The organism is Thermosynechococcus sp. (assembly GCF_046299635.1).
Lineage (GTDB): Bacteria > Cyanobacteriota > Cyanobacteriia > Thermosynechococcales > Thermosynechococcaceae > Thermosynechococcus.
Genome location: NZ_JBKBHV010000005.1, coordinates 88,002 through 106,902, shown reverse-complemented (window position 1 = coordinate 106,902; position 18,901 = coordinate 88,002). Strand labels below are relative to the sequence as shown.

18 protein-coding genes are annotated in these 18,901 nt (G+C 54.1%); 12 read left to right on the top strand and 6 right to left on the bottom strand.

The genetic code is table 11. The annotated features are described in order from the left end of the window. Positions 1-2 precede the first annotated feature (2 nt). From tkt to ACK4IR_RS03525, 4 genes are all read left to right on the top strand, one after another. The gene (gene tkt / locus ACK4IR_RS03540; protein WP_409872577.1) at positions 3-1,997 is read left to right on the top strand and encodes a transketolase; all 1,995 of its coding nucleotides are present in this window, start codon (positions 3-5) and stop codon (positions 1,995-1,997) included. A 97-nt stretch (positions 1,998-2,094) separates the two neighbouring features. Then, on the top strand, positions 2,095-2,496 hold the full coding sequence (locus tag ACK4IR_RS03535; RefSeq protein WP_409872576.1) for a hypothetical protein: 402 nt from the start codon (positions 2,095-2,097) through the stop codon (positions 2,494-2,496). 4 nt (positions 2,497-2,500) lie between these two features. Continuing rightward, positions 2,501-2,911: a hypothetical protein gene (locus tag ACK4IR_RS03530; protein ID WP_409872574.1), complete on the top strand. Its 411-nt coding sequence runs from the start codon at positions 2,501-2,503 to the stop codon at positions 2,909-2,911. Positions 2,912-3,032: 121 nt separating this feature from the next. Continuing rightward, positions 3,033-3,650, top strand: a complete 618-nt coding sequence (locus ACK4IR_RS03525; RefSeq protein WP_409872573.1) for a DUF3727 domain-containing protein — start codon at positions 3,033-3,035, stop codon at positions 3,648-3,650. Here ACK4IR_RS03525 and ACK4IR_RS03520 read toward each other — a convergent pair. Continuing rightward, positions 3,647-5,044 carry an aminotransferase class I/II-fold pyridoxal phosphate-dependent enzyme gene (locus ACK4IR_RS03520; RefSeq protein ID WP_409872571.1) on the bottom strand — a complete coding sequence of 466 codons (1,398 nt, stop codon included), beginning with the start codon at positions 5,042-5,044 and terminating at the stop codon, positions 3,647-3,649. The two genes, ACK4IR_RS03525 and ACK4IR_RS03520, sit on opposite strands and share 4 nt — an antisense overlap. Before the next feature lie 43 nt (positions 5,045-5,087). Between ACK4IR_RS03520 and ACK4IR_RS03515 the strand changes: the two genes are divergently transcribed. The 4 genes from ACK4IR_RS03515 to ACK4IR_RS03500 are packed head-to-tail and all read left to right on the top strand — an operon-like array spanning position 5,088 to position 7,886. Continuing rightward, positions 5,088-5,369, top strand: coding sequence for a helix-turn-helix domain-containing protein (locus tag ACK4IR_RS03515; protein ID WP_409872569.1), 282 nt, complete (start codon positions 5,088-5,090; stop codon positions 5,367-5,369). Further along, entirely contained in the window at positions 5,362-5,613 is a 252-nt protein-coding gene (locus ACK4IR_RS03510) for a hypothetical protein (RefSeq protein ID WP_409872567.1), read from the top strand. The genes ACK4IR_RS03515 and ACK4IR_RS03510 overlap by 8 nt, the downstream gene beginning before the upstream one ends. Positions 5,614-5,655: 42 nt before the next feature. Further along, positions 5,656-6,648, top strand: a complete 993-nt coding sequence (locus tag ACK4IR_RS03505; protein ID WP_409872565.1) for a pentapeptide repeat-containing protein — start codon at positions 5,656-5,658, stop codon at positions 6,646-6,648. A 44-nt stretch (positions 6,649-6,692) separates the two neighbouring features. Continuing rightward, positions 6,693-7,886 (top strand): GNAT family N-acetyltransferase, encoded by a 1,194-nt coding sequence (locus ACK4IR_RS03500; RefSeq protein WP_409872563.1) that lies wholly within the window; start codon positions 6,693-6,695, stop codon positions 7,884-7,886. On the opposite strand, the gene nrdR is transcribed toward ACK4IR_RS03500, so the two are convergent. After that, on the bottom strand, positions 7,883-8,371 hold the full coding sequence (gene nrdR, locus ACK4IR_RS03495) for a transcriptional regulator NrdR (protein WP_409872562.1): 489 nt from the start codon (positions 8,369-8,371) through the stop codon (positions 7,883-7,885). The genes ACK4IR_RS03500 and nrdR overlap by 4 nt on opposite strands. A gap of 120 nt (positions 8,372-8,491) precedes the next feature. On the opposite strand from nrdR, the gene ACK4IR_RS03490 reads away from it, so the two are divergent. From ACK4IR_RS03490 to ACK4IR_RS03475, 4 genes are all read left to right on the top strand, one after another. Next, complete coding sequence (locus ACK4IR_RS03490; RefSeq protein WP_409872561.1) at positions 8,492-8,623, top strand: hypothetical protein; 132 nt, start codon at positions 8,492-8,494, stop codon at positions 8,621-8,623. A gap of 473 nt (positions 8,624-9,096) precedes the next feature. Then, positions 9,097-9,426 (top strand): hypothetical protein, encoded by a 330-nt coding sequence (locus tag ACK4IR_RS03485; protein WP_409872559.1) that lies wholly within the window; start codon positions 9,097-9,099, stop codon positions 9,424-9,426. A 118-nt stretch (positions 9,427-9,544) separates the two neighbouring features. Next, positions 9,545-11,686, top strand: a complete 2,142-nt coding sequence (locus tag ACK4IR_RS03480; RefSeq protein ID WP_409872557.1) for a putative bifunctional diguanylate cyclase/phosphodiesterase — start codon at positions 9,545-9,547, stop codon at positions 11,684-11,686. 79 nt (positions 11,687-11,765) lie between these two features. After that, positions 11,766-13,955 (top strand): argonaute PAZ domain-containing protein, encoded by a 2,190-nt coding sequence (locus tag ACK4IR_RS03475; RefSeq protein WP_409872555.1) that lies wholly within the window; start codon positions 11,766-11,768, stop codon positions 13,953-13,955. Positions 13,956-13,993: 38 nt separating this feature from the next. Here ACK4IR_RS03475 and leuB read toward each other — a convergent pair whose 3' ends face one another. The 4 genes from leuB to cofH are packed head-to-tail and all read right to left on the bottom strand — an operon-like array spanning position 13,994 to position 18,883. Continuing rightward, positions 13,994-15,079, bottom strand: a complete 1,086-nt coding sequence (gene leuB / locus ACK4IR_RS03470) for a 3-isopropylmalate dehydrogenase (RefSeq protein WP_409872553.1) — start codon at positions 15,077-15,079, stop codon at positions 13,994-13,996. 57 nt (positions 15,080-15,136) lie between these two features. Next, positions 15,137-16,066, bottom strand: a complete 930-nt coding sequence (locus ACK4IR_RS03465; protein ID WP_409872551.1) for a pentapeptide repeat-containing protein — start codon at positions 16,064-16,066, stop codon at positions 15,137-15,139. Positions 16,067-16,115: 49 nt separating this feature from the next. After that, a complete protein-coding gene (locus ACK4IR_RS03460; RefSeq protein ID WP_409872549.1) occupies positions 16,116-17,705 on the bottom strand; it encodes a DUF3352 domain-containing protein in 1,590 nt (529 codons plus the stop codon). Further along, positions 17,702-18,883, bottom strand: a complete 1,182-nt coding sequence (gene cofH, locus ACK4IR_RS03455; protein WP_409872547.1) for a 7,8-didemethyl-8-hydroxy-5-deazariboflavin synthase subunit CofH — start codon at positions 18,881-18,883, stop codon at positions 17,702-17,704. Before cofH ends, ACK4IR_RS03460 begins: the two co-directional genes overlap by 4 nt. Positions 18,884-18,901: the final 18 nt, after the last annotated feature.

Sequence of the window (18,901 nt, the reverse complement as noted above, 5' to 3'; positions counted from 1 at the left end):
CAATGCCTGCGGTTACTCAGTCCCTTGATGAACTCTGTATTAATGCGATTCGTTTCCTAGCGATCGATGCGGTGCAAAAGGCCAACTCCGGGCACCCCGGTCTGCCCATGGGGGCTGCCCCCATGGCCTATGTGCTCTGGAACCAGTTTATGCGGTTTAACCCTAAAAATCCGCAGTGGTTCAATCGCGATCGCTTTGTCCTCTCGGCGGGGCATGGCTGTATGTTGCAGTATGCCCTGCTCTACCTCACGGGCTACGACAGCGTCACTATCGAAGACATCAAGCAGTTTCGCCAATGGGGGTCGCACACACCCGGTCACCCTGAAAATTTTGAAACCCCCGGTGTGGAGGTGACCACCGGCCCTCTCGGCCAAGGGATTTGTAACGCCGTTGGTTTAGCAGTGGCGGAGGCGCATTTGGCGGCTCGTTTCAACAAGCCCGATGTGAAACTGGTGGATCACTACACCTATGTCATCCTTGGCGATGGCTGCAACATGGAGGGTATCTCCGGTGAAGCCTGCTCTCTTGCCGGTCACTGGGGCTTAGGCAAACTCATTGCCCTCTATGACGACAACCACATTTCTATTGACGGTTCCACCGACATTGCCTTTACAGAGGATGTCTGCAAGCGCTTTGAGGCCTACGGTTGGCACGTGCAGCACGTTGCCGATGGCAATACGGATCTCGCAGGCATTGCCAAAGCCATTGAAGCCGCCAAAGCCGTAACTGATAAGCCTTCGCTTATTAAAGTCACCACCACGATTGGCTACGGTTCCCCCAACAAAGCCAACACCGCCGGCGTACACGGTGCCGCTCTGGGACCTGAGGAAGTCAAGCTCACCCGCGAAAACCTTGGCTGGTCCTATGAGCCTTTTGTCGTGCCCGATGAGGTCTTGAACCACTTCCGCAAGGCTATTGAGCGCGGTGCCAGCTATGAAGCGGAGTGGAACGAAACCTTGGCAACCTATCGCCAGAAGTATCCTGAGGAAGCTGCCGAATTTGAACGGCTGCTGCGGGGTGAGTTGCCTGCCAACTGGGATGCCAATCTGCCCAGCTACACGCCTGAAGACAAGGCTGTGGCCACCCGCAAGCATTCAGAAATTTGCCTGAACGCGATCGCCCCCAATCTGCCGGAACTCATTGGCGGTTCTGCGGATCTGACCCACTCCAATCTCACCGAACTCAAGTGCTCCGGTGACTTCCAAAAAGGGCAGTACCAAAATCGCAACATTCGCTTTGGCGTGCGGGAACACGGCATGGCCGCCATCTGCAACGGTATCGCCCTTCACAACTCTGGCTTGATTCCCTACTGCGCCACCTTCTTGGTTTTTGCGGATTACCTACGACCTGCCCTGCGTCTCTCGGCACTCTCCCAAGCGGGTGTGATCTACGTGATGACCCACGACTCCATTGCCCTTGGCGAAGATGGCCCTACTCACCAACCGGTAGAAACCTTGGCCTCGCTGCGGGCTATCCCTAACCTACTGGTGATTCGCCCTGCCGATGGGAATGAAACCTCCGGAGCCTATCAAGTGGCAGTCCAACGGCGCAAGCAGCCTACCCTACTCGCTCTCACCCGCCAAAATGTACCCAACTTGGCCGGTAGCTCTGCCGCCAATGTGGCCAAAGGCGCCTATACCCTTGTAGATTGCCAAGGCACCCCCGACTTGATCCTGATTGGCACTGGTTCGGAAGTCTCCCTCTGTGTCAAAGCTGCTGAAGTCCTGACTGCCAACGGCAAGAAGGTGCGAGTGGTATCCATGCCCTCTTGGGAACTCTTTGAGGAGCAGTCCCCTGAGTACAAAGCCGGTGTGCTGCCGGCGGGGGTCAAGCGTCTTGCAGTGGAAGCAGCTTCTAGTTTTGGTTGGTGTCGCTATGCCGATGCCACGGTCTCAATTGAGCGCTTTGGTGCCTCGGCGCCGGGCAATGTCCTCATGGAAAAATTTGGTTTCACTGTGGAGAATGTGGTGGCCAAGGCCAATGCCCTTCTGGGCTAACTTGCACGGGGTACCTATTTAGGCACAGAATATAACTAGATCAGCAGGGCAGGGGATCGCAACTTTCTGCCCTATTTTGTTTTTTGGGGAATGCCCTATGTCACGTCGTCGGAAACGATTTCCCTGCGGTCACCAAGGCTATGGTCAGACGTGTCATCGCTGCGCTCAGGAGAGGCAAGCAAAGACGCTAGAAGCAACAGTTCGGGAGCAAGCACGCTTAGCGCGACAGGAATGGGCGGCCTCCTTTGCACAGGATGTGGTGGATTTAGAGGGATTACCCAAGTCTATCGTTCTTAAGGCGCGGCAAGTGATTGCCGAGATTCTCGCGGGCGCCGATTATCACCAGTTCAAGGGCAAGCGCCTCAATCACGATCGCCGTGTGATTAGTATTCCCCTCAGCTATCATTACCGTCTCATTTGCTATGACACCGGCAGTGGCCTTGAACCTCGCAGCGTCCTGTCCCACGAAGCCTACAATGTGAAAAAACCAAAGGCCTAATCGCATGACTGTCAACACCGATCACCCGTGGTATGCGGCAGCACAACTGATGCAGCCGGCGCTGATTCGTCTTCTGGATCATCTGCGGCGATCGCTAGAAGCTTCCCCTTGGCAGGGCACCTATGAAACCGTTGAGATTCCCTGTGGTGAAGCCGAACCCCAAATTCTCTACTGGTTGCACTTACGGCAGGGCGATCGCCAGCAGCGGGTGAACCTGTGGGAGCTTTGCTATCAAATTTGTTTTCAACAATACACCCCAGAACTGGACTACAGCGGCATCCATGACTTTCAGGTGGGGGAGGTGCAAGCGGATCTCAGCCTCCTTGATCCGGACGGGGAGGTGAACTGGCACAAGCTAGATCAGAAGACAGCACAGGTGGTGGCGGCGCTATTTGCGGGTTTGGATCGCCCTTAATTTTAAGTTTCCGGAGAAAAATCAACCAAGGCTGCCACAGGGCATGCCCCACGACGACCCGCTGCATGGTATGCTCCAATGCCATAGGGAATCTTTCCTAAGTTGTTTTTACCGAAGCAGCATGGGTTCAAATTATCAAAACCAGCAAAACAGTAATGAGCAGCCTTGGGAGGAGGAAGACTTCGAGGAGGAGATGGAGCAGCTCCGCCTTTACGATGATGACGGTCGCTTCCTCGACTGCTATATCGAGTTTCGTCTGAATGTGCAAGGGGAAACCTATGCGCTGCTGCGGCCGGTGGACTACCCCGTAGAAATTTTTGCGGTCGTAGCCGAAAACGACGAGGAAGAAACTCTCATTCCCCTAGAGGAGCAGGAAATTGATGCCGTCTTTGATACAGCCCGTGCCATCCTTGCAGAACAAAACCTCACCCTCAAGCATACAGCGTTGACCTTAACAGTGTCTGGCGACCTCCCTAATCTTGATGAAGAGGATATTCTCACGGTGGAGGTGGAAGCCGATGATGACATCGAGGAGTATCAACCCCTCGGCAGTAGCTTCTTTTGCGGTACACGGGAATACAGCGTTTATGCCCCGCTGAGTCCCACCCTTTACGTTGCGCGTCTTGTCCCCGGCCAAGAACCTGAACTCCTGTCTCCCCAAGACTTTCAGCACCTGCAACCCCTCTTGGAGCAGCATTTGGTGAGCCATCTCATTGAAGAGGAGGACTGGGAAGATTAAATCTTGCAGATTCTTAGGGTTTGTAGCGTAGGATCGGCAGCCCCCACGATCTCTGCCCCCAGCGCTTGGAGGGTTTGCAAGGTTTCAACGACTGAGGGAGTGATCCGTTCGCCAGCGATCACTGTGGGAATTCCCGGTGGGTAGGGGGAGATCGTCTCAGCGCTAACCTCATTGAAGGACGCCTTTAGGGGAACCAAGACCTGTGGGCAAAAGTAGGCCTCCCGTGGTGAGAGCGCGGGTTCTTGGAGGTTAGGGATTGGTGGGATGGCCAGTGGCGGCAGAGGGGCATTGTGACCGTAGTCGGCATAAACACTTTTCAGGCGATCGGCCAAAATTTCGAGCATGGTTTGGCTGGTACCGAGGCCAAGGCAGAAGGTGAGCGATCGCCCGCTGGGAAACTCGGCAATGATCTCTGGTTGCAACAGTACATCGAGGTCAAACCCCGTCAGACCCAGCGGCCAAGTGCCCAAGGTCAATCGCAGGGGATCCTGAGGGATGCCCGTGGGCTGCCATTGCGGCAGATGCCATTCATAGTTTTTGACCCACTGGAAAAGCCACTCGTAGATTTGCTTGCCCTGCTGAGCCATCTGAACCCCCGCTCGCTCAAGGGCTGCAAGAAACCAATAGCTGGGACTGGTGGTTTGCACAAGATTCAGCGCTTGACTCAGGCGCTCAGGGGACACCCGCTCCCCCTTCAGATGTAGCACTGCTGTTTGCGTGAGGGTTCCGAGGGTTTTGTGCCACGACTGCACCACCACATCCGCACCTGCAACCAGAGCGGCCATGGGAAAGGCGGGATGATAGGCAAAATGACTGCCGTGGGCTTCATCCACAATGAGGGGCAAACCGTGGTCATGGACGCACTGGGCGATTTCTACCAAGGGCGAGCACAGGCCTTCATAGGTGGGACTGACAAGCACAACTGCCTTGGCATCGGGATAGGTAGCCAATCCAGCGGCAACGACATCCCAAGTAACCGGCAACGGCAGCCCCCACTGCGGATCAACGGCAACACCCAAATAGACGGGCTTTGCCCCCGTTAAAACCAGTCCTGCAATCACCGAGCGGTGGACATTGCGACCCACGAGGACGCGATCGCCCGGCCCCACGGTGGCTAGAAGTGCCGCTAAAAGACCACTGGTGGCACCATTGACCAAAAACCAAGCGCGATCGCTCCCCGCGGTGGCCGCCACCGCCGCCTGTGCCTCTGCTAGAACCCCTGTGGGCTGAGCCAAATTATCAAGGCCGGGCAACTCACTCAAATCTTGGGCTAAGGCCGTTCCCCAAAGGGCACGCAACAGCGGCTCCATGCCTCGACCTCGTTGGTGGCCGGGCGTGTGTAAGGGAATCGTGTGGTTTTGCGCTAAAAGAGCAGCAAGGAGGGAAATCGTCAACTACAATTAATATAAGGGTCTAAGTAATTATACGGATTTAGGGATGTCTATACCGCAAGACGATCGGTGGGAGTATTCGCTGCTGTCAGAGCGCGAGCTACAGATCCTAGAGCTTGTGGCCACCGGGCTAACCAACCAAGATATTGCTGCCAAACTAGACATCAGCAAGCGCACGGTAGATAACCATATTAGTAACATTTTGATGAAAACCAAAACAGAGAATCGTGTGGCGCTAGTTCGTTGGGCTTTAGCGTGGGGTAAAGTTTGCTTGAATGATGTCAACTGCTGTACCCTGCCTACTCCCCCTAACCAGTCCCATGAGTGAACGGGTGTACTACAACCGGCTGATGCCCCTAGCAATTTATCGCGAATTGGCGGCTCACTTGCAGTTGTTGGATGGGGTGTCGGTACGATTGCTGCCCCAGACCTCTTCTCACTTTGACTACGAATTGAGTCAAATTGAAGGCATTGCCGTGGCTGTGCCCCCCACCCTTGACCGAGATGCCCAAGCACGATGTGAGGAGATTCTGCAACACTACGGCCTTCAGCAGGGAGACCGGCCATGTTAAGGACAGACATTCCTAGAGCGTTGCTCCCTACTTTAGACCAACATGGACGCTGAAGAGTTTCTCGCTCGCTATGCCAAGGGCGAAACCGATTTTCAAAGTGTGAACTTGGCGGGCATGAGTCTTGTGGGGGCAGATTTAATCGGCATTGATCTGCGCGGTGCAAGTCTTCAGGGGGTACACTTGCAGTTTTGTCATTTTGGCCGGGCAAATTTAAGTGGTGCTCTCTTGAACGGCGCACGCTTGGAGGGGTGCAACTTTACCCAAGCAGTCTTGAATGAGAGCTATTTCCGCGACGCCCAATGCCATGGCTGTGTGTTTGATCGCGCCAGTTTGCAAAGTGCCGATCTGGCGTTGGCGGTTTTTCGGGATTGCAATCTCCTCGGCAGTGATTTGCGGCAGGCAAATTTAAGTCATATTCTGTTGACCGGCTCTTGTCTAAGGGGTGCCAACTTTCGCAAGGAGAACTATCAGGAAGCAGCCAATCTGGTGGGCGCCGATCTCCGCCAAGTAGATCTGCAGGGAACAAATTTGGCAGGGGCAAACTTAGCACGGGCAAACCTCCAGGGGGCAAATCTCAAGGAAGCTAACCTCAACGGCGTCAGCCTTCCGCAGGCGAATTTAGAAAGTGCCAACCTGCAAGGGGCAATTCTCACCCGTGCCCTTCTCTACGAGGCGAATTTGACAGGTAGCAATTTGCGGCAGTCGCGGCTGACCCAAGCGGATCTGCGAGGCGCTATTCTCAACCACGCCGATTTGAGTCAGGCCATTCTCTCAGAAGCCCGCCTCGATGAGGCGCAGGCCCAAGGGGTCACCCTGCGAGACGCAGTGCTGAATAGGGCGGATTTGCGGCGTGCGGATTTAACGGGGGCGGATTTGCAGGCAGCCCGCCTCATTGATGCCTACCTTGCCCGCACCATTCTCAAGGGCGCCAATTTGCGGCAGGCCAACCTGATGCGCGCCGATCTCAGTAGTGCAGTGTTGCTGGAGGCTTGCCTAGAGGAGGCACTGATGCCCGATGGCAGTGTTTTCATTTGAGGCGCTTGCTATAGTACAACAGAGGTGCAGTTTCCCTGAAGAGTATGGCAGAGTTTGCAGCAGCACTGGCACCGGAGCTAACGATTCAGTGGGTAAATGCGATCGCCAGCGTGCCCCAAGAGCAGTGGGATGCCCTTGCGCTGCCTTTAGAAACCCCTTTTTTTGAATGGGAATGGTTGCACCAACTGGAAGCCTCCGGCAGTGCAACGCCTCAAACGGGTTGGCTTCCCCATCATCTGCTGGTTTGGTGCGATCGCCAAGGCCGGCGGGAACTGGTGGCTGCCGCTCCTCTTTATGTCAAAGGCCACAGCCAAGGGGAATTTGTGTTTGATCACCAATGGGCCGATTTGGCTGCGCGGTTGGGCATTCGCTATTATCCCAAGCTGCTGGGGATGGCGCCCTTCACGCCGGCGGTGGGCTATCGCTTTCTTGTGGCAGAAGGGGTAGATGAGGCCATGATCACAACGGTGATGCTCCATGAAATTGATCGCCTCTGCCAGCGCCACCGCTTTTCCGGCTGCCACTTTCTCTACGTGGATCCGCAATGGCAGCCCACCGTTGCCGCCTACGGTTATCGGGCGTGGCTGCACCACAGCTACATCTGGCAGAATCGCAACTATCAGACCTTTGATGACTATCTGGCAGACTTCAATGCCAACCAACGTCGCAATATCAAACGGGAACGCAAGGCCGTTGCCCAAGCGGATCTCACGTTTCGGATTCATCAGGGGGATGAGGTCAGCCGCAGCCTGTTGCGGCAAATGTACGATTTCTATGCCGATACCTGCGACAAATTTGGCTGGTGGGGTAGCAAGTATCTCACACGGGAGTTTTTTGAAGCCCTGAGCGATCGCTACCGCCACCGCGTGGTGCTCTTTGCTGCCTATCCGAGTGGTGCGCAGCGTCCCATTGGGATGTCTTTTTGCATTACCAAGGGCACCAATCTCTACGGCCGCTATTGGGGCAGTGCCCGTGAAATTGATTGTCTGCACTTTAGTGCCTGCTACTATGAACCCATCGAGTGGGCGATCGCCAACGGCATTCAACGCTTTGATCCCGGCGCCGGCGGACGCCATAAAAAACGGCGGGGCTTCCCGGCCACCCCCAACTACAGCCTGCACCGCTTCTATGAACCGCGTTTAGGGCAAATTTTTGACCACTACATTGATGAAATAAATGACGAGGAGCAACGGCTCATTGACGCGATTAATGCCGATTTACCCATGAAGCCCCTTTAGGATTGGGAAGCGGTTACCAACTCTGAAGAGTACGGTGTCTCTTGGAGATGAGCAAGTTCAGCAACAAAATCACTAATCCCTTGAAACTGACGATAGACGGAGGCAAAACGGACATAGGCTACTTCGCTGAGATGGCGCAACCGTTGCAGTGCTGCTTCCCCTATTTCCGCACTGGTAACTTCACGGCGCGATCGCAACTGCAAATCCGCCTCAATATCATCCACAAGGGCTTCAATTTTTTGTTGGGGAATGTTGGTTTTGCCACAGGCGGTCATGATACCCCGCAGCAATTTCGAGCGATCAAAGGACTCGCGATCGCCATTGCGCTTAATGACGGTAATGGGAACAAACTCAATCCGCTCGTAGGTGGTAAAGCGCCGGCCACAGGCCAGACATTCTCGACGCCGCCGAATACTTTGCCCCCCCTCTGCCGATCGAGACTCTAAAACGCGACTATCCGTGTGGTGGCAATAGGGACACTGCATAGGAATCCCCGCTCATTTAGGCACCTGAGAGTATCATAGCGGATTCTTTCGACTCATTAACATTTGCGAGTGCTGCGACAGCGCTTGTTAAGCTAAGGGTATTCCTATGGGTATCCTGCCATGACCGATCCCAATCCCAAAAAGAAACGCAATCAACCCACGATCATTAACATCGAGCCAGAAAATTTACTGCTCATTGTTGCCCTGAGTCTTTTTATTCCGCTGGTGATGGTAGGCTTTTTTGTCCACTAAAATTGCCTATTAAAACTCAAAATCAATCATGATAGATACAGTATGGAGAGCCAAAGGTAAATGGTTTTCTAATACCGGCTCTTGAGTAAGACTAAGACTGATAAATCAGCTTCAAAGGAAAATAAAAAACAGATTCCTCGATTCTCTCAAGAGCGAGTCGTTCATTGACTAACTTCTATTTAAGACTAATTTCAAATTGAATAAGAATAGACTCACTTGGTATTCGTAAATACCAAAACTGGATTGACAGCAATTAGGTAGATTATCTAGGCTAGAGTCGTTAGCGAGTGATCAAACTCAGTCAAAATCAAAATAATAACTCTATGTAGGCCAAAACCAAATCTTGGGATAAAAAAGTCAAGATCATTTGTGCGGATTGTAGTCTAGAGAACAATGATTGCTCTAGATTCAGAGTTTAATCATTAATACGCAACCTTAACCTACTTGAATTTGAATGATGCGAGGTTAATTCAATGAGGGTTCTCTCTTTGTCTATTTCAATGCTCTATTACTTGCGGCGATTGTTGCGGCAGTATGAGCCATTTCTTAAGCCTGTCATCTGCCAAGGAGCAGCACTCGTGGCCAACGCAGAAGCCGATCTCTATGCAGTACTCCAGAGTCTTTACCCTGAGCCGCAAGAGTTAGCTACAGCAACTGAACAGTTGAGTAGGCTGCTTCTCTTACATCAGGAAAAAGATTTGCTGTCTGGTGAGCAATATGAGGCGATTACCCAGCAGATTTTCTGGATTTTGGGATTAAAATACACCTCCTCTAGCGGAGAACAGCGATCGCTCACTGCCTAGGTTTAATCTTTTTTGCCACCTTGCCATAGGAATTGCAAAGCAACCGCCAATGTACTTAGTGCTTTTATTGTGTCGGCCAAGTCACTCTGTGATCTCCTATACATTTTAAGATAGTATTATGGAGCACGATTCCTCATTTTTGTTTTCTCAATTCGGTCGGCAAATCATGGGTGGTCAAGCGGGCTATGGTTTCGATTTTCCAGCAAGCACGGATCCCTATGAGCTGCTGCGGACAGTGTGTGCCCGTTTGCCCCTATTAGTCGTATTTTATGACAACGAAGGGCAAATTCAGTCCATCAACCAAGAGGTGACAAGCCAATTGGGCTGGGATACAGGAGACTTGCTGTCACGGGATTTTTTGAGCCAGTGTTTTCCTGATTCAAAGACCCAACGACAGATTCGCTATTGGATGATTCATTCCCCCAGCGGTTGGCAGGAAATTCCGGTTCATAGTGTCGATGGCCAAGTTTTAGAAATGCTCTGGGCGTTTGTGCGCTTTCCCAATGGCGCGGGCTTGATGTGCGGCTACAACATTACGGATGTGAAGTTGACCCAAGCGGCCTTGCTGGAAACCAGCGATCGCTATGCGCTGCTCACCCGTGGCATCAATGATGGTATTTGGGACTGGAACCTGACGACCAATGAAACGTTTTATTCCTCCCGCTGGAAAATAATTCTTGGCTATCAGGATCACGAAATTGGCAACCATATTGATGACTGGCTGAAGCGGATTCACCCCCAAGATGTCGAGCGGGTCAAATTGAATTTAATGCTCCATGTGCGCGGCCAAACGCCTCAATTTCATCAGGAGTTTCGGATTCAACATCGCAATGGCTCCTATCGCTGGGTGTTGGCACGGGGTCTGGCGCTGCGGGATGCTCATGGCAATGCCACGCGGGTAGCAGGTTCACTCACCGACCTAACGGAACATCGCCCTGCGGAAGCCCAGTTGCTCTACGACGCCCTCCATGATTCACTGACGGGCTTAGCCAATCGCACGCTCCTCTTTGATCGCATTGAACAGGCGGCTCGCCATGGTCGTCGTCGTCCCGATTATAAATTTGCAATTTTGTTTATTGATATTGATCGCTTTAAGGTCATCAATGATAGCTTTGGCCACAGTTGGGGGGATCTGATTCTCATTGAGTTGGCCAATCGCTTGACTCGCATTGTCCGTCCCGATGACACGGTGGCGCGCATTGGGGGCGATGAGTTTGTGATTTTGCTCGATGACATTAGTAACAACAGCGATGCTTTGGGGGTTTGCGATCGCATTCACGCCACCTTAGAGAAACCCTTTATCGTCAAAGATCAACTGATTAGGCTGCGGGTGAGCATTGGCGTGGCCACGCGATCGCCCCACATGGACAAGGCAGAAGACTATTTGCGCAATGCCGATATTGCCATGTATCAGGCGAAGGTGGCCGGGGGCGATCGCTATCAAGTCTTTAGCGAAGAAATGCATTTAACGGCGCGCGATCGCCTCTCCTTTGAAGTCGGGTTGCGCCAAGCCATTGAGCGGGATGAGTTGACCCTCTTTTATCAGCCCATCTATTGCCTCAGTGATAATCGTCTCTACGGCTTTGAAGCCCTCATTCGCTGGCAACATCCGACCCAAGGTTTATTACTGCCCGATCGCTTCCTTCCCCTTGCCGAGGAAACGGGACTGATTTTGCCCGTTGGCGATTGGGTGATTTGGCGGGCTTGCCGCGACCTTCAGCACTGGCAGGAGCAATTCCCCCGCTGGCAGTTGTCTGTGAATGTGAATTTATCGAATCGGCAACTGATGCACCCTGCCCTTGTCGAACAGGTAGTGGCGGCGTTGGAGCAAACCCAGATTCCTCCTGACCGTCTGCACCTCGAAATCACCCAAAGTGTGGGCATTGACCAGCCTGAACAAGTGCGCGACAGGTTGCTGCAACTCAAGGCGCAAGGGATCAAGCTAAGCCTTGATGACTTTGGCACCGGCCATGCTTCTCTGTGCTACCTAGCCAATCTTCCCCTTGACAGCCTCAAGGTAGATCGCAGCTTCGTCAAGCTCATCACCGAAACCGCACAACAGCCCCCCATTATTGATGCCATTGTGAGCCTTGCCAAGGCTCTCCATCTGGAAGTGGTAGCAGAAGGGGTAGAGCATCCCTATCAAGTGACACGACTGCGGGAACTTGGCTGTGACTATGCCCAAGGCTATTACTTCTCGCAACCCCTCAGCATTGAGCAGGTGGAGGCCTTACTGGCTAAAAAAACTAGTTTGAACTAGGCTCTGCTCAGCCCTCTCTGCCTTAGGATGAAAGAAGCATAGATGCTTTCCCCTTGTTGTTCCTTTTGTCAGTGGCTCTGTGAATCTCACCTCCCAAACCGTTCGACTCAATCGTTTTTTGATTAAAAACCTAAGTGAGGCTGAGCGGAGGGTCTATCGCTATACCTGCCAGTGGACAGAGCATCCCGACATTGGCGAAGAAGCCCAAGCACTTAATCGGATTTGCTATCGCCTAGAGGCAGTAGCGAGCCGCTGGCAAACCTACATTCTGGTTGAGGAATCCGCTGCGAGAACGCCCCCGCTCCATTTTGAGGGGGAAACATGGAGGCTAGTAAATCCTGAGCAAATAATTTTAGATTGCCGTGACCCTAACCAGCGACAGGCGCTTGAAAGTCTCCAGCGATCGCGACTGCGACGCACCCTAGAGCGAAGTGCTCGCCAATCGCAAGCCCACGTTGTCGAAAAGGGTAGTGATAACAGTATTCTTTTTTGGAAAAAAAGCGATCCAGAAGAAGTTGAGCATGCAGGCTGGCAAGTTATCAGGGGGTACTGTTTTGATCTCATTGTGGACACAGCGGCCAATCTCTACATTGAGGTGGATTACCATTACCATTTCCACAGCCCATGGACGTTGCAGCAGTGGTTAGACCGATATCCAGAGTTGTCTTTCTCTTGGGTGCGCAATACCTATCGCAAAAATAACCAATTTTATCGCTGGCAATTTGTGGGCCTAGGCAGCGGCGAGCGGCCTGAGACGGTGTGGCTAGAGGGGTTAAACAAAACCTTAGCGGAGTACCACCGTGCTGAAGGTGCCACGGAGGCAGAAATTCAAAACTCGCAAGTGGTCTATGTCAGAAATTCCCGGAGCGGCAAACCCATCCCTCACCTCTCCTGTCGCCTTACCCCCAGCCTGACCCTAGAGATGCTCAGCGAACTCCAAGCCAGTGGCGATCGCCAGTTAAAGCAGGCGGTGGAGGCTGTGTTTCAAAAAATTCGCCTACCGGTGCAGACGCGGCTGCAAGGGGTTCAACCCTTCGTGGAGTGGCTTTGTCGAAGTTATTACCAAGTAGCTCCTCCCCAAGGCCCTGTCCAAAAAACCGCCTATCTCCTGCCCCGTGCCGTTCTTCTAGGCAAGGACGGACAAGAAGTGGAAAAGGTTGCTGACGTGTTGCACAAAGGCTGCGCCCGCTGTGGCGAAGAAAAATTTGGCCTACTGAACCTGTGCACAGAAGCACCCACCTGCCCGCCTGCAATTACCACTCTCCTGAGGGATTTGAGTCGCATCCACGGCAAATCCCTAGAAATTCAATCCTTTCGCACCCGCTCCCAGATGGGGGAAAGCGCTCTAGCACGGCATCAATTTTGGCGGGCATGGGCTGACGAGGGAATTCAAACCATCCTTGTGATGATGCCTCGCTCTTTAGAAAAGCAGCGTATTCGCAATGAAGCCCTGCGAGTAGGCATTGCCACGCAATTTTTTACTCCTGAAAACCTCAACCCATACAAAGCCCTCAACATCGTTCTAGGACTTCTGTGTAAAGCCAAGTGGCAACCCATCCACCTACAACCGCCCTCAAAGCCGGGGCACGCAGAACTGATCATCGGTTTTGATACGGGCACCAATGGCTCCCTGTATTTTGGCACTCCCGCCTTTGCCGTATTTGCCAATGGTCAATCCCTAGGCTGGGAACTGCCGACGGCACAACGGGGGGAAAAAATCAGCGGCCAAGCCATTTGGCAAACCGTCCTCAAGCTCATAGATAAGTTTTTCCGATATGAGAATCGCTACCCCACCAAAGTGTTGCTGCTGCGCGATGGCCTGGCACGTGAGGACGAGTTTCAACCCACCATCCAGGAACTCACGAAAGAAGGAATTGCCGTAGATATTCTCAGTGTGCGTAAAACCGGTGCGGGGCGGCTCGCTCTGGAAAAGAACCCTGAATATCCAGCGGCTCAAGAGGGAACCGTGGTTTTTGATAGCCAAGAACGCTCGTTCATTCTGATTAGCAGTCAACCCATCAGAAGTCGCAACCAAGAACTCGGCAGTGCTCGACCGCTGCGGGCGGTGCATGAGTATGGGGATACTGATCTTGAACTTCTAGCACTCCAGACCTATCATTTGACCCAGTTACATCCGGCCAGTGCTTTCAGTCATGCGCGTTTGCCTTGGGTACTGCACTTGGCACATCGCCATAGTCAAGAGTTTGCTCGCATTGAACCCCTGAGCCTCCTTCAGGATTTTGACCGCAATAAGCTAATTGGTGTCTAGCGGGTCAGGCCGCCCCAGCGCCTGTTATCTCCCTCAATCTATTGGGACAATGCCTTGATCAAAAGGTTGCCCATTTCCCGGCAGCCGACAAGGGTACAGCCCTCAGACATCAAATCGCCGGTGCGGTAGCCTTGATCCAAAACGGCCGTCATTGCCTCTTCGATCGCCTGCGCTGCGGCGGGTTGGTTGAGGCCATAACGCAGCATCATGGCAGCACTGAGCACCATGGCGAGGGGGTTGGCTTTGTCTTGGCCGGCAATGTCGGGGGCAGAGCCGTGAACCGGCTCAAACAGCCCCGGCCCCGATTCCCCCAAACTGGCGGAGGGGAGCATGCCAATACTGCCTGTGAGCATGGCGGCAATGTCGGAGAGGATATCGCCAAACAAGTTACTGGTGACAATCGTGTCAAATTGTTTTGGGGCGCGCACCAGTTGCATGGCGGCATTGTCCACGTAGAGATGGGTGAGTTCCACATCGGGGTATTCGGCACTGAGGGCCGTCAGGCGATCGCGCCACAGTTGGGAGACCTCCAGAACATTGGCTTTATCTACCGAGCAGAGCTTGCCCTGCCGTTTGTGGGCAGTTTCAAAGGCCACCCGCCCAATGCGATCGATTTCCGTGGCGGTGTAGGCCATGGTATTGACCCCCCGCTGCTCCCCGGTTTCCGTGGTGAAGATGCCCCGTGGTTGACCAAAGTAAATGCCACCGGTGAGTTCGCGCACCACCATCAAATCCACACCGGCAATTACTTCCGGTTTGAGGGAGGAGGCATGCACCAGTTGGGGAAAAATTTTGGCGGGGCGTAAGTTGGCAAATAACCCTAGACCGGCACGCAGAGCAAGCAATCCCGTTTCCGGGCGCAGGTGACGGGGTAGGCTATCCCACTGTGTGCCGCCAATGGCCGCTAAAAGCACGGCATCACTTTGGCGACAGGTTTCGAGGGTTGCAGCCGGCAGGGGTTCTCCTACGGCATCAATGGCAGCCCCCCCGACCAGCGCAGGGACAAACTCAAATTCCAAGTTAAAGCGAGGGGCGATCGCCCGCAACACATCGAGGGCAACAGCCGTAATTTCTGGACCAATCCCATCCCCTGCCAAAACCGCAATGCGATACGTGGTTGCCATGCCTATCTCAAAATCACCGATCCTTTACTCTACACCAGCAGCGGTCTGTCCTTGAGACTATTCCGCAAGATAGCCATCCGGCAGTATCGCCTCACTCATATCCACAGCACTGAGATCAACGCCGTTGAGACTGGCACCTGTGAGAATGGCTTCAATGAGATTAGCGCCCCGCAGATCGGCACCGCTAAGATTGGCACCCATTAAGTTGGCGCCAATGAGAATCGCTGAACTCAAATCTGCTTTGCGCAGCAGCGCTTGGGCAAGACTGACCCCCCGCAAATCGGCACCGACGAGTTTGGCGTTGTCCAAACAGGCATGGCGTAAATTGGCCTCTTTGAAGGTCACTTCGCGGAGATTGGCTTCCTCAAGACGGGCACGACGCAGATTCGCTCCGATCAAGATTGCCCGCTCTAGGTTGGCCTGCTGCAAATTGGTGGCACTGAGATTGGCACCGCGCAAATTGGCCTGCAGGAGTTGACTTTCCCGCAAGACGGCATCGGCAAGGTCGGCGCCCCGCAGGTAGGCTTCGGTTAAATTGGCACGGGTGAGGTTTGCCCGCTCAAGTTCAGCAAGGGTGAGATCCGTGAGCGTCAAGTTGGCATCCCGCAGGATGGCTTCACTGAGTTGAGCACCGGTGAGATTGGCCTCACTGAGATCGGCATTGGCAAGGTTGGCACGGGTTAAATCCGCCCCCGTCAGATTAGCCTTGCGCAGAGACACCCAGCGTAGATCGGCACTGATTAAAATCACCCCCCGCAAATCTGCCCCCCGCAAATCCGCTTGGCTGAGATTGACGCCGCTGAGAATTGCCCCCCGCAAATCCGCCCCTTGCAGGTTGGTGCTTTGTAAGGCAGCCTCGGTGAGGTCGGCACGGGAAAGGTCAATGCCCGTCAACACCGACCGACTCAGGTTAGCATGGCGCAAACGTACCCCTGCAAAGTCGCGATCGCCAACGCTATATCGTTTCAGTAAAACATCTGGTTCCACGGTGATTGCGTGACTTCCCTAAGAGGCCTCCCAGTCTTCTCCATCCTGCCTACGGCGACGCAGCGGATTTTAGGCGAATCCGAGCCGTGTAGTAGGTAAATTGATTATTGCGCACCTCGGCGGTGATGCCTAGAGCGGCAAACGGCTGAAGCGATCGCGCCACTTCGGGTGCCAGTTGGGGTAAGAGCAAGTTGTTTTGCAATGGTTCTAAATTACTCAAATTCAGATAAAATTGCGTCCCCTTCGGATGGGGAAGCACCGCGCGGTAAAGAGGGGAGTCGGCCAAGGAGCGCTCAGGGGGACGCCTCATGTCTGCTAGAGGACCGAGTCCCAAATAAAGGGTATTGTCATTGAGCCAGCCATGCTGCCCCACGGGGAGGCCGGGGGGAATGCGCCAAGTGGTGAGCGGTTGGAGTTCCGTTGTCGTTTGTTGGACTTGCCAGCGCAGGCGATCGCGAATCTGGCTATCGAGTTGGCTGAGAGCTTGGCTGGCTTGGGGGCGATCGCTGGTCTGACTGAGAAAGAGCAAACTAGGGGCATTTCCCCAAGCGGGAACGGGCACAAAGGCAGCGGCAAATTCCCCCTCCATCCAAGGGACAAAGACCTGTTGCCAATCCAGTCCGGTGAGATCTTTAACCGTGTTAGCGATCGTTTCTTGGATAGATTTGGGCGTATTCTGCCATAAATTCTTGAAGGAGCCAGTACTGTAGAAAGCAAGGGTTGTTTCAGGCACCAGGTGACTGAGTTCACGGCTTTGACCTTCACTGACCAAGGCTTGATTCTGTTGGGAACGCCAAGTTACCGCCTCCAACTCAATTTGCTCAGGGGTCATGTCTGCGGTGAGCACCATCCCTTGCAGCTCGCGGGGCGGTTCAGGAAGATTTCCCTCAGGGGCGGCCATCTGACTGGCCAAAAAGGCGGGCAAGTTCAAATAGAGTTCCACCAAAGGGCGATGATCCGATAACCCCCTTACGGCCTGTTGATAGGTGGGCTGGCGGGCAATGCCGTTGTTAGCTTGGGCGGTGGCAATGACCTGTTGCAGGGCGCTCTGGTGCTGACTCCAGAGGATGTAGGCATCGTTTGCGTGCTTGACGAGGGCGATCGCGCCGCTATTAGGGTCAGGGACAATCCCCTTGGCCTTGAAGATTTTCACCCCGTTGATTTCTGTGATCGGTTCGCCAATGACACTTTGCAAAAGTTGCTCCCCCATCGGTACATTGAGGGTCGGCACAATCCAAACGTGGGGGGGGACGGGCGATTCTCGGACGGACGCTGGGGTTATGGGCAAGAGCACCACTGTAGCTTGCTCCCCAATGAAGGGGCGCACTTGCTTGAGGTAATCCAGTTGCGCCAGAGTCACCCCGTCTGGTGAGAGCGGATCATAGGTGAGATTTAGCCAAGGTTGGGTTTGCAGCAGGCCACTTTTGACCAAGGCTTGCCAAGGCTGGGGGTCGGTGGGGAGGGTGAGCGTCAGGAGGGCGGTATTGGGGGCGATCGCCAGGCCGGGCGCGATCGGACGTTGACCAAAGCGTTGCCAGAGGAAGACGCCGGCAGCAGCGGCTGCGCCTACCATGAGGACGGCAACCCCCCCCACCAGCCAAGGGCGTGCGCGACGGGAAGAGGGAACTTCAAAGGTCATTGCGGCTCTCCAACAGGCTCATACAGGGTGGTGCGCTGACGCGGGGTTCGCCCCAAGGAGCGAATGGCGGCCACCAAATCGGCCGGGGGAACTCTCGTCCCTCCCTGGGCGCCGGCCACCGAGGTGATGTGTTCTTCCATCAGCGTTCCCCCTAAATCGTTACAGCCCCACTTCAGTGCCATTGTCGCACCCCCAAGGCCGAGCTTAACCCAACTGGGCTGATGGTTGGCAATCCACTGTCCTAGAAACAGCCGCGCTACCGCCGTCAGCACCAATGTCGGTAATAACCGGGGCTGGGCGTGTCCAACCCATTGTCGCATTGCCTTGGGAGCAAGTTCCCCGACGTACGGCAGCAGGATAAACTCGGTAATGCGGGCGGGATAGTGGCGTTCTAAGGCCTTTTGCTGAAGTTGTTGTAGGTGTTGGAGGTGGGTCACCTGCTCCGCCGGGGTTTCGATGTGGCCGCAAAGCATCGTACTGGTCGTCCAGACCCCCAAGCGATGGGCGGTTTCCACAATCTCCAGCCAAGTGGCGGTGTTAATTTTCTCAGGACAGATTTTTGAGCGCACCCGATCCACCAACACCTCGGCAGCCGTACCGGGCATGGAGTCCACCCCCGTCTGATGCAGGACATCAATCACTTGGGCATAGGAGAGACCATCCTCGCGGGCAATGAATTGAATTTCTTGGGGGGAAAAGGCATGGAGATGGATTTGAGGAAAAGCAGTTTTAATCTCCCGCACCAGGGATTGGTAATAGCGCAATGTGGAGCCGCCAGCTTTAGCTGCTGGGTTGAGTCCGCCCTGCATACAGATTTCCGTAGCTCCTTGAGCCACGGCATCAGCCACTTTGTCAAGAATCGTGTCAATGTCGAGCCAGTAGGCATCCGCAGCGGTAGCATCGCGACGAAAGGCACAGAAGCCGCAGTGTTGCTCACAGATATTCGTGAAGTTGATGTTGCGGTTAATCACATAGGTGACGGTGTCCCCCACCTGCTGTTGGCGCAGGCGATCGCCGGCACTTTGCAGTGCTCTGAGCAGGGGGGGCAAGGGTTCCTGCGGATCACTGATGGCCACTAAAGGCAGGGCAGTCATCAACAGGCTGAGGGCTTGGTGGGCAGAAATGCCGTTATTCGCTATAGCCTCCTCTAGCTCGGCGAACACCCCTATGGTCTGCATGGAATCCACTCCCCTTCA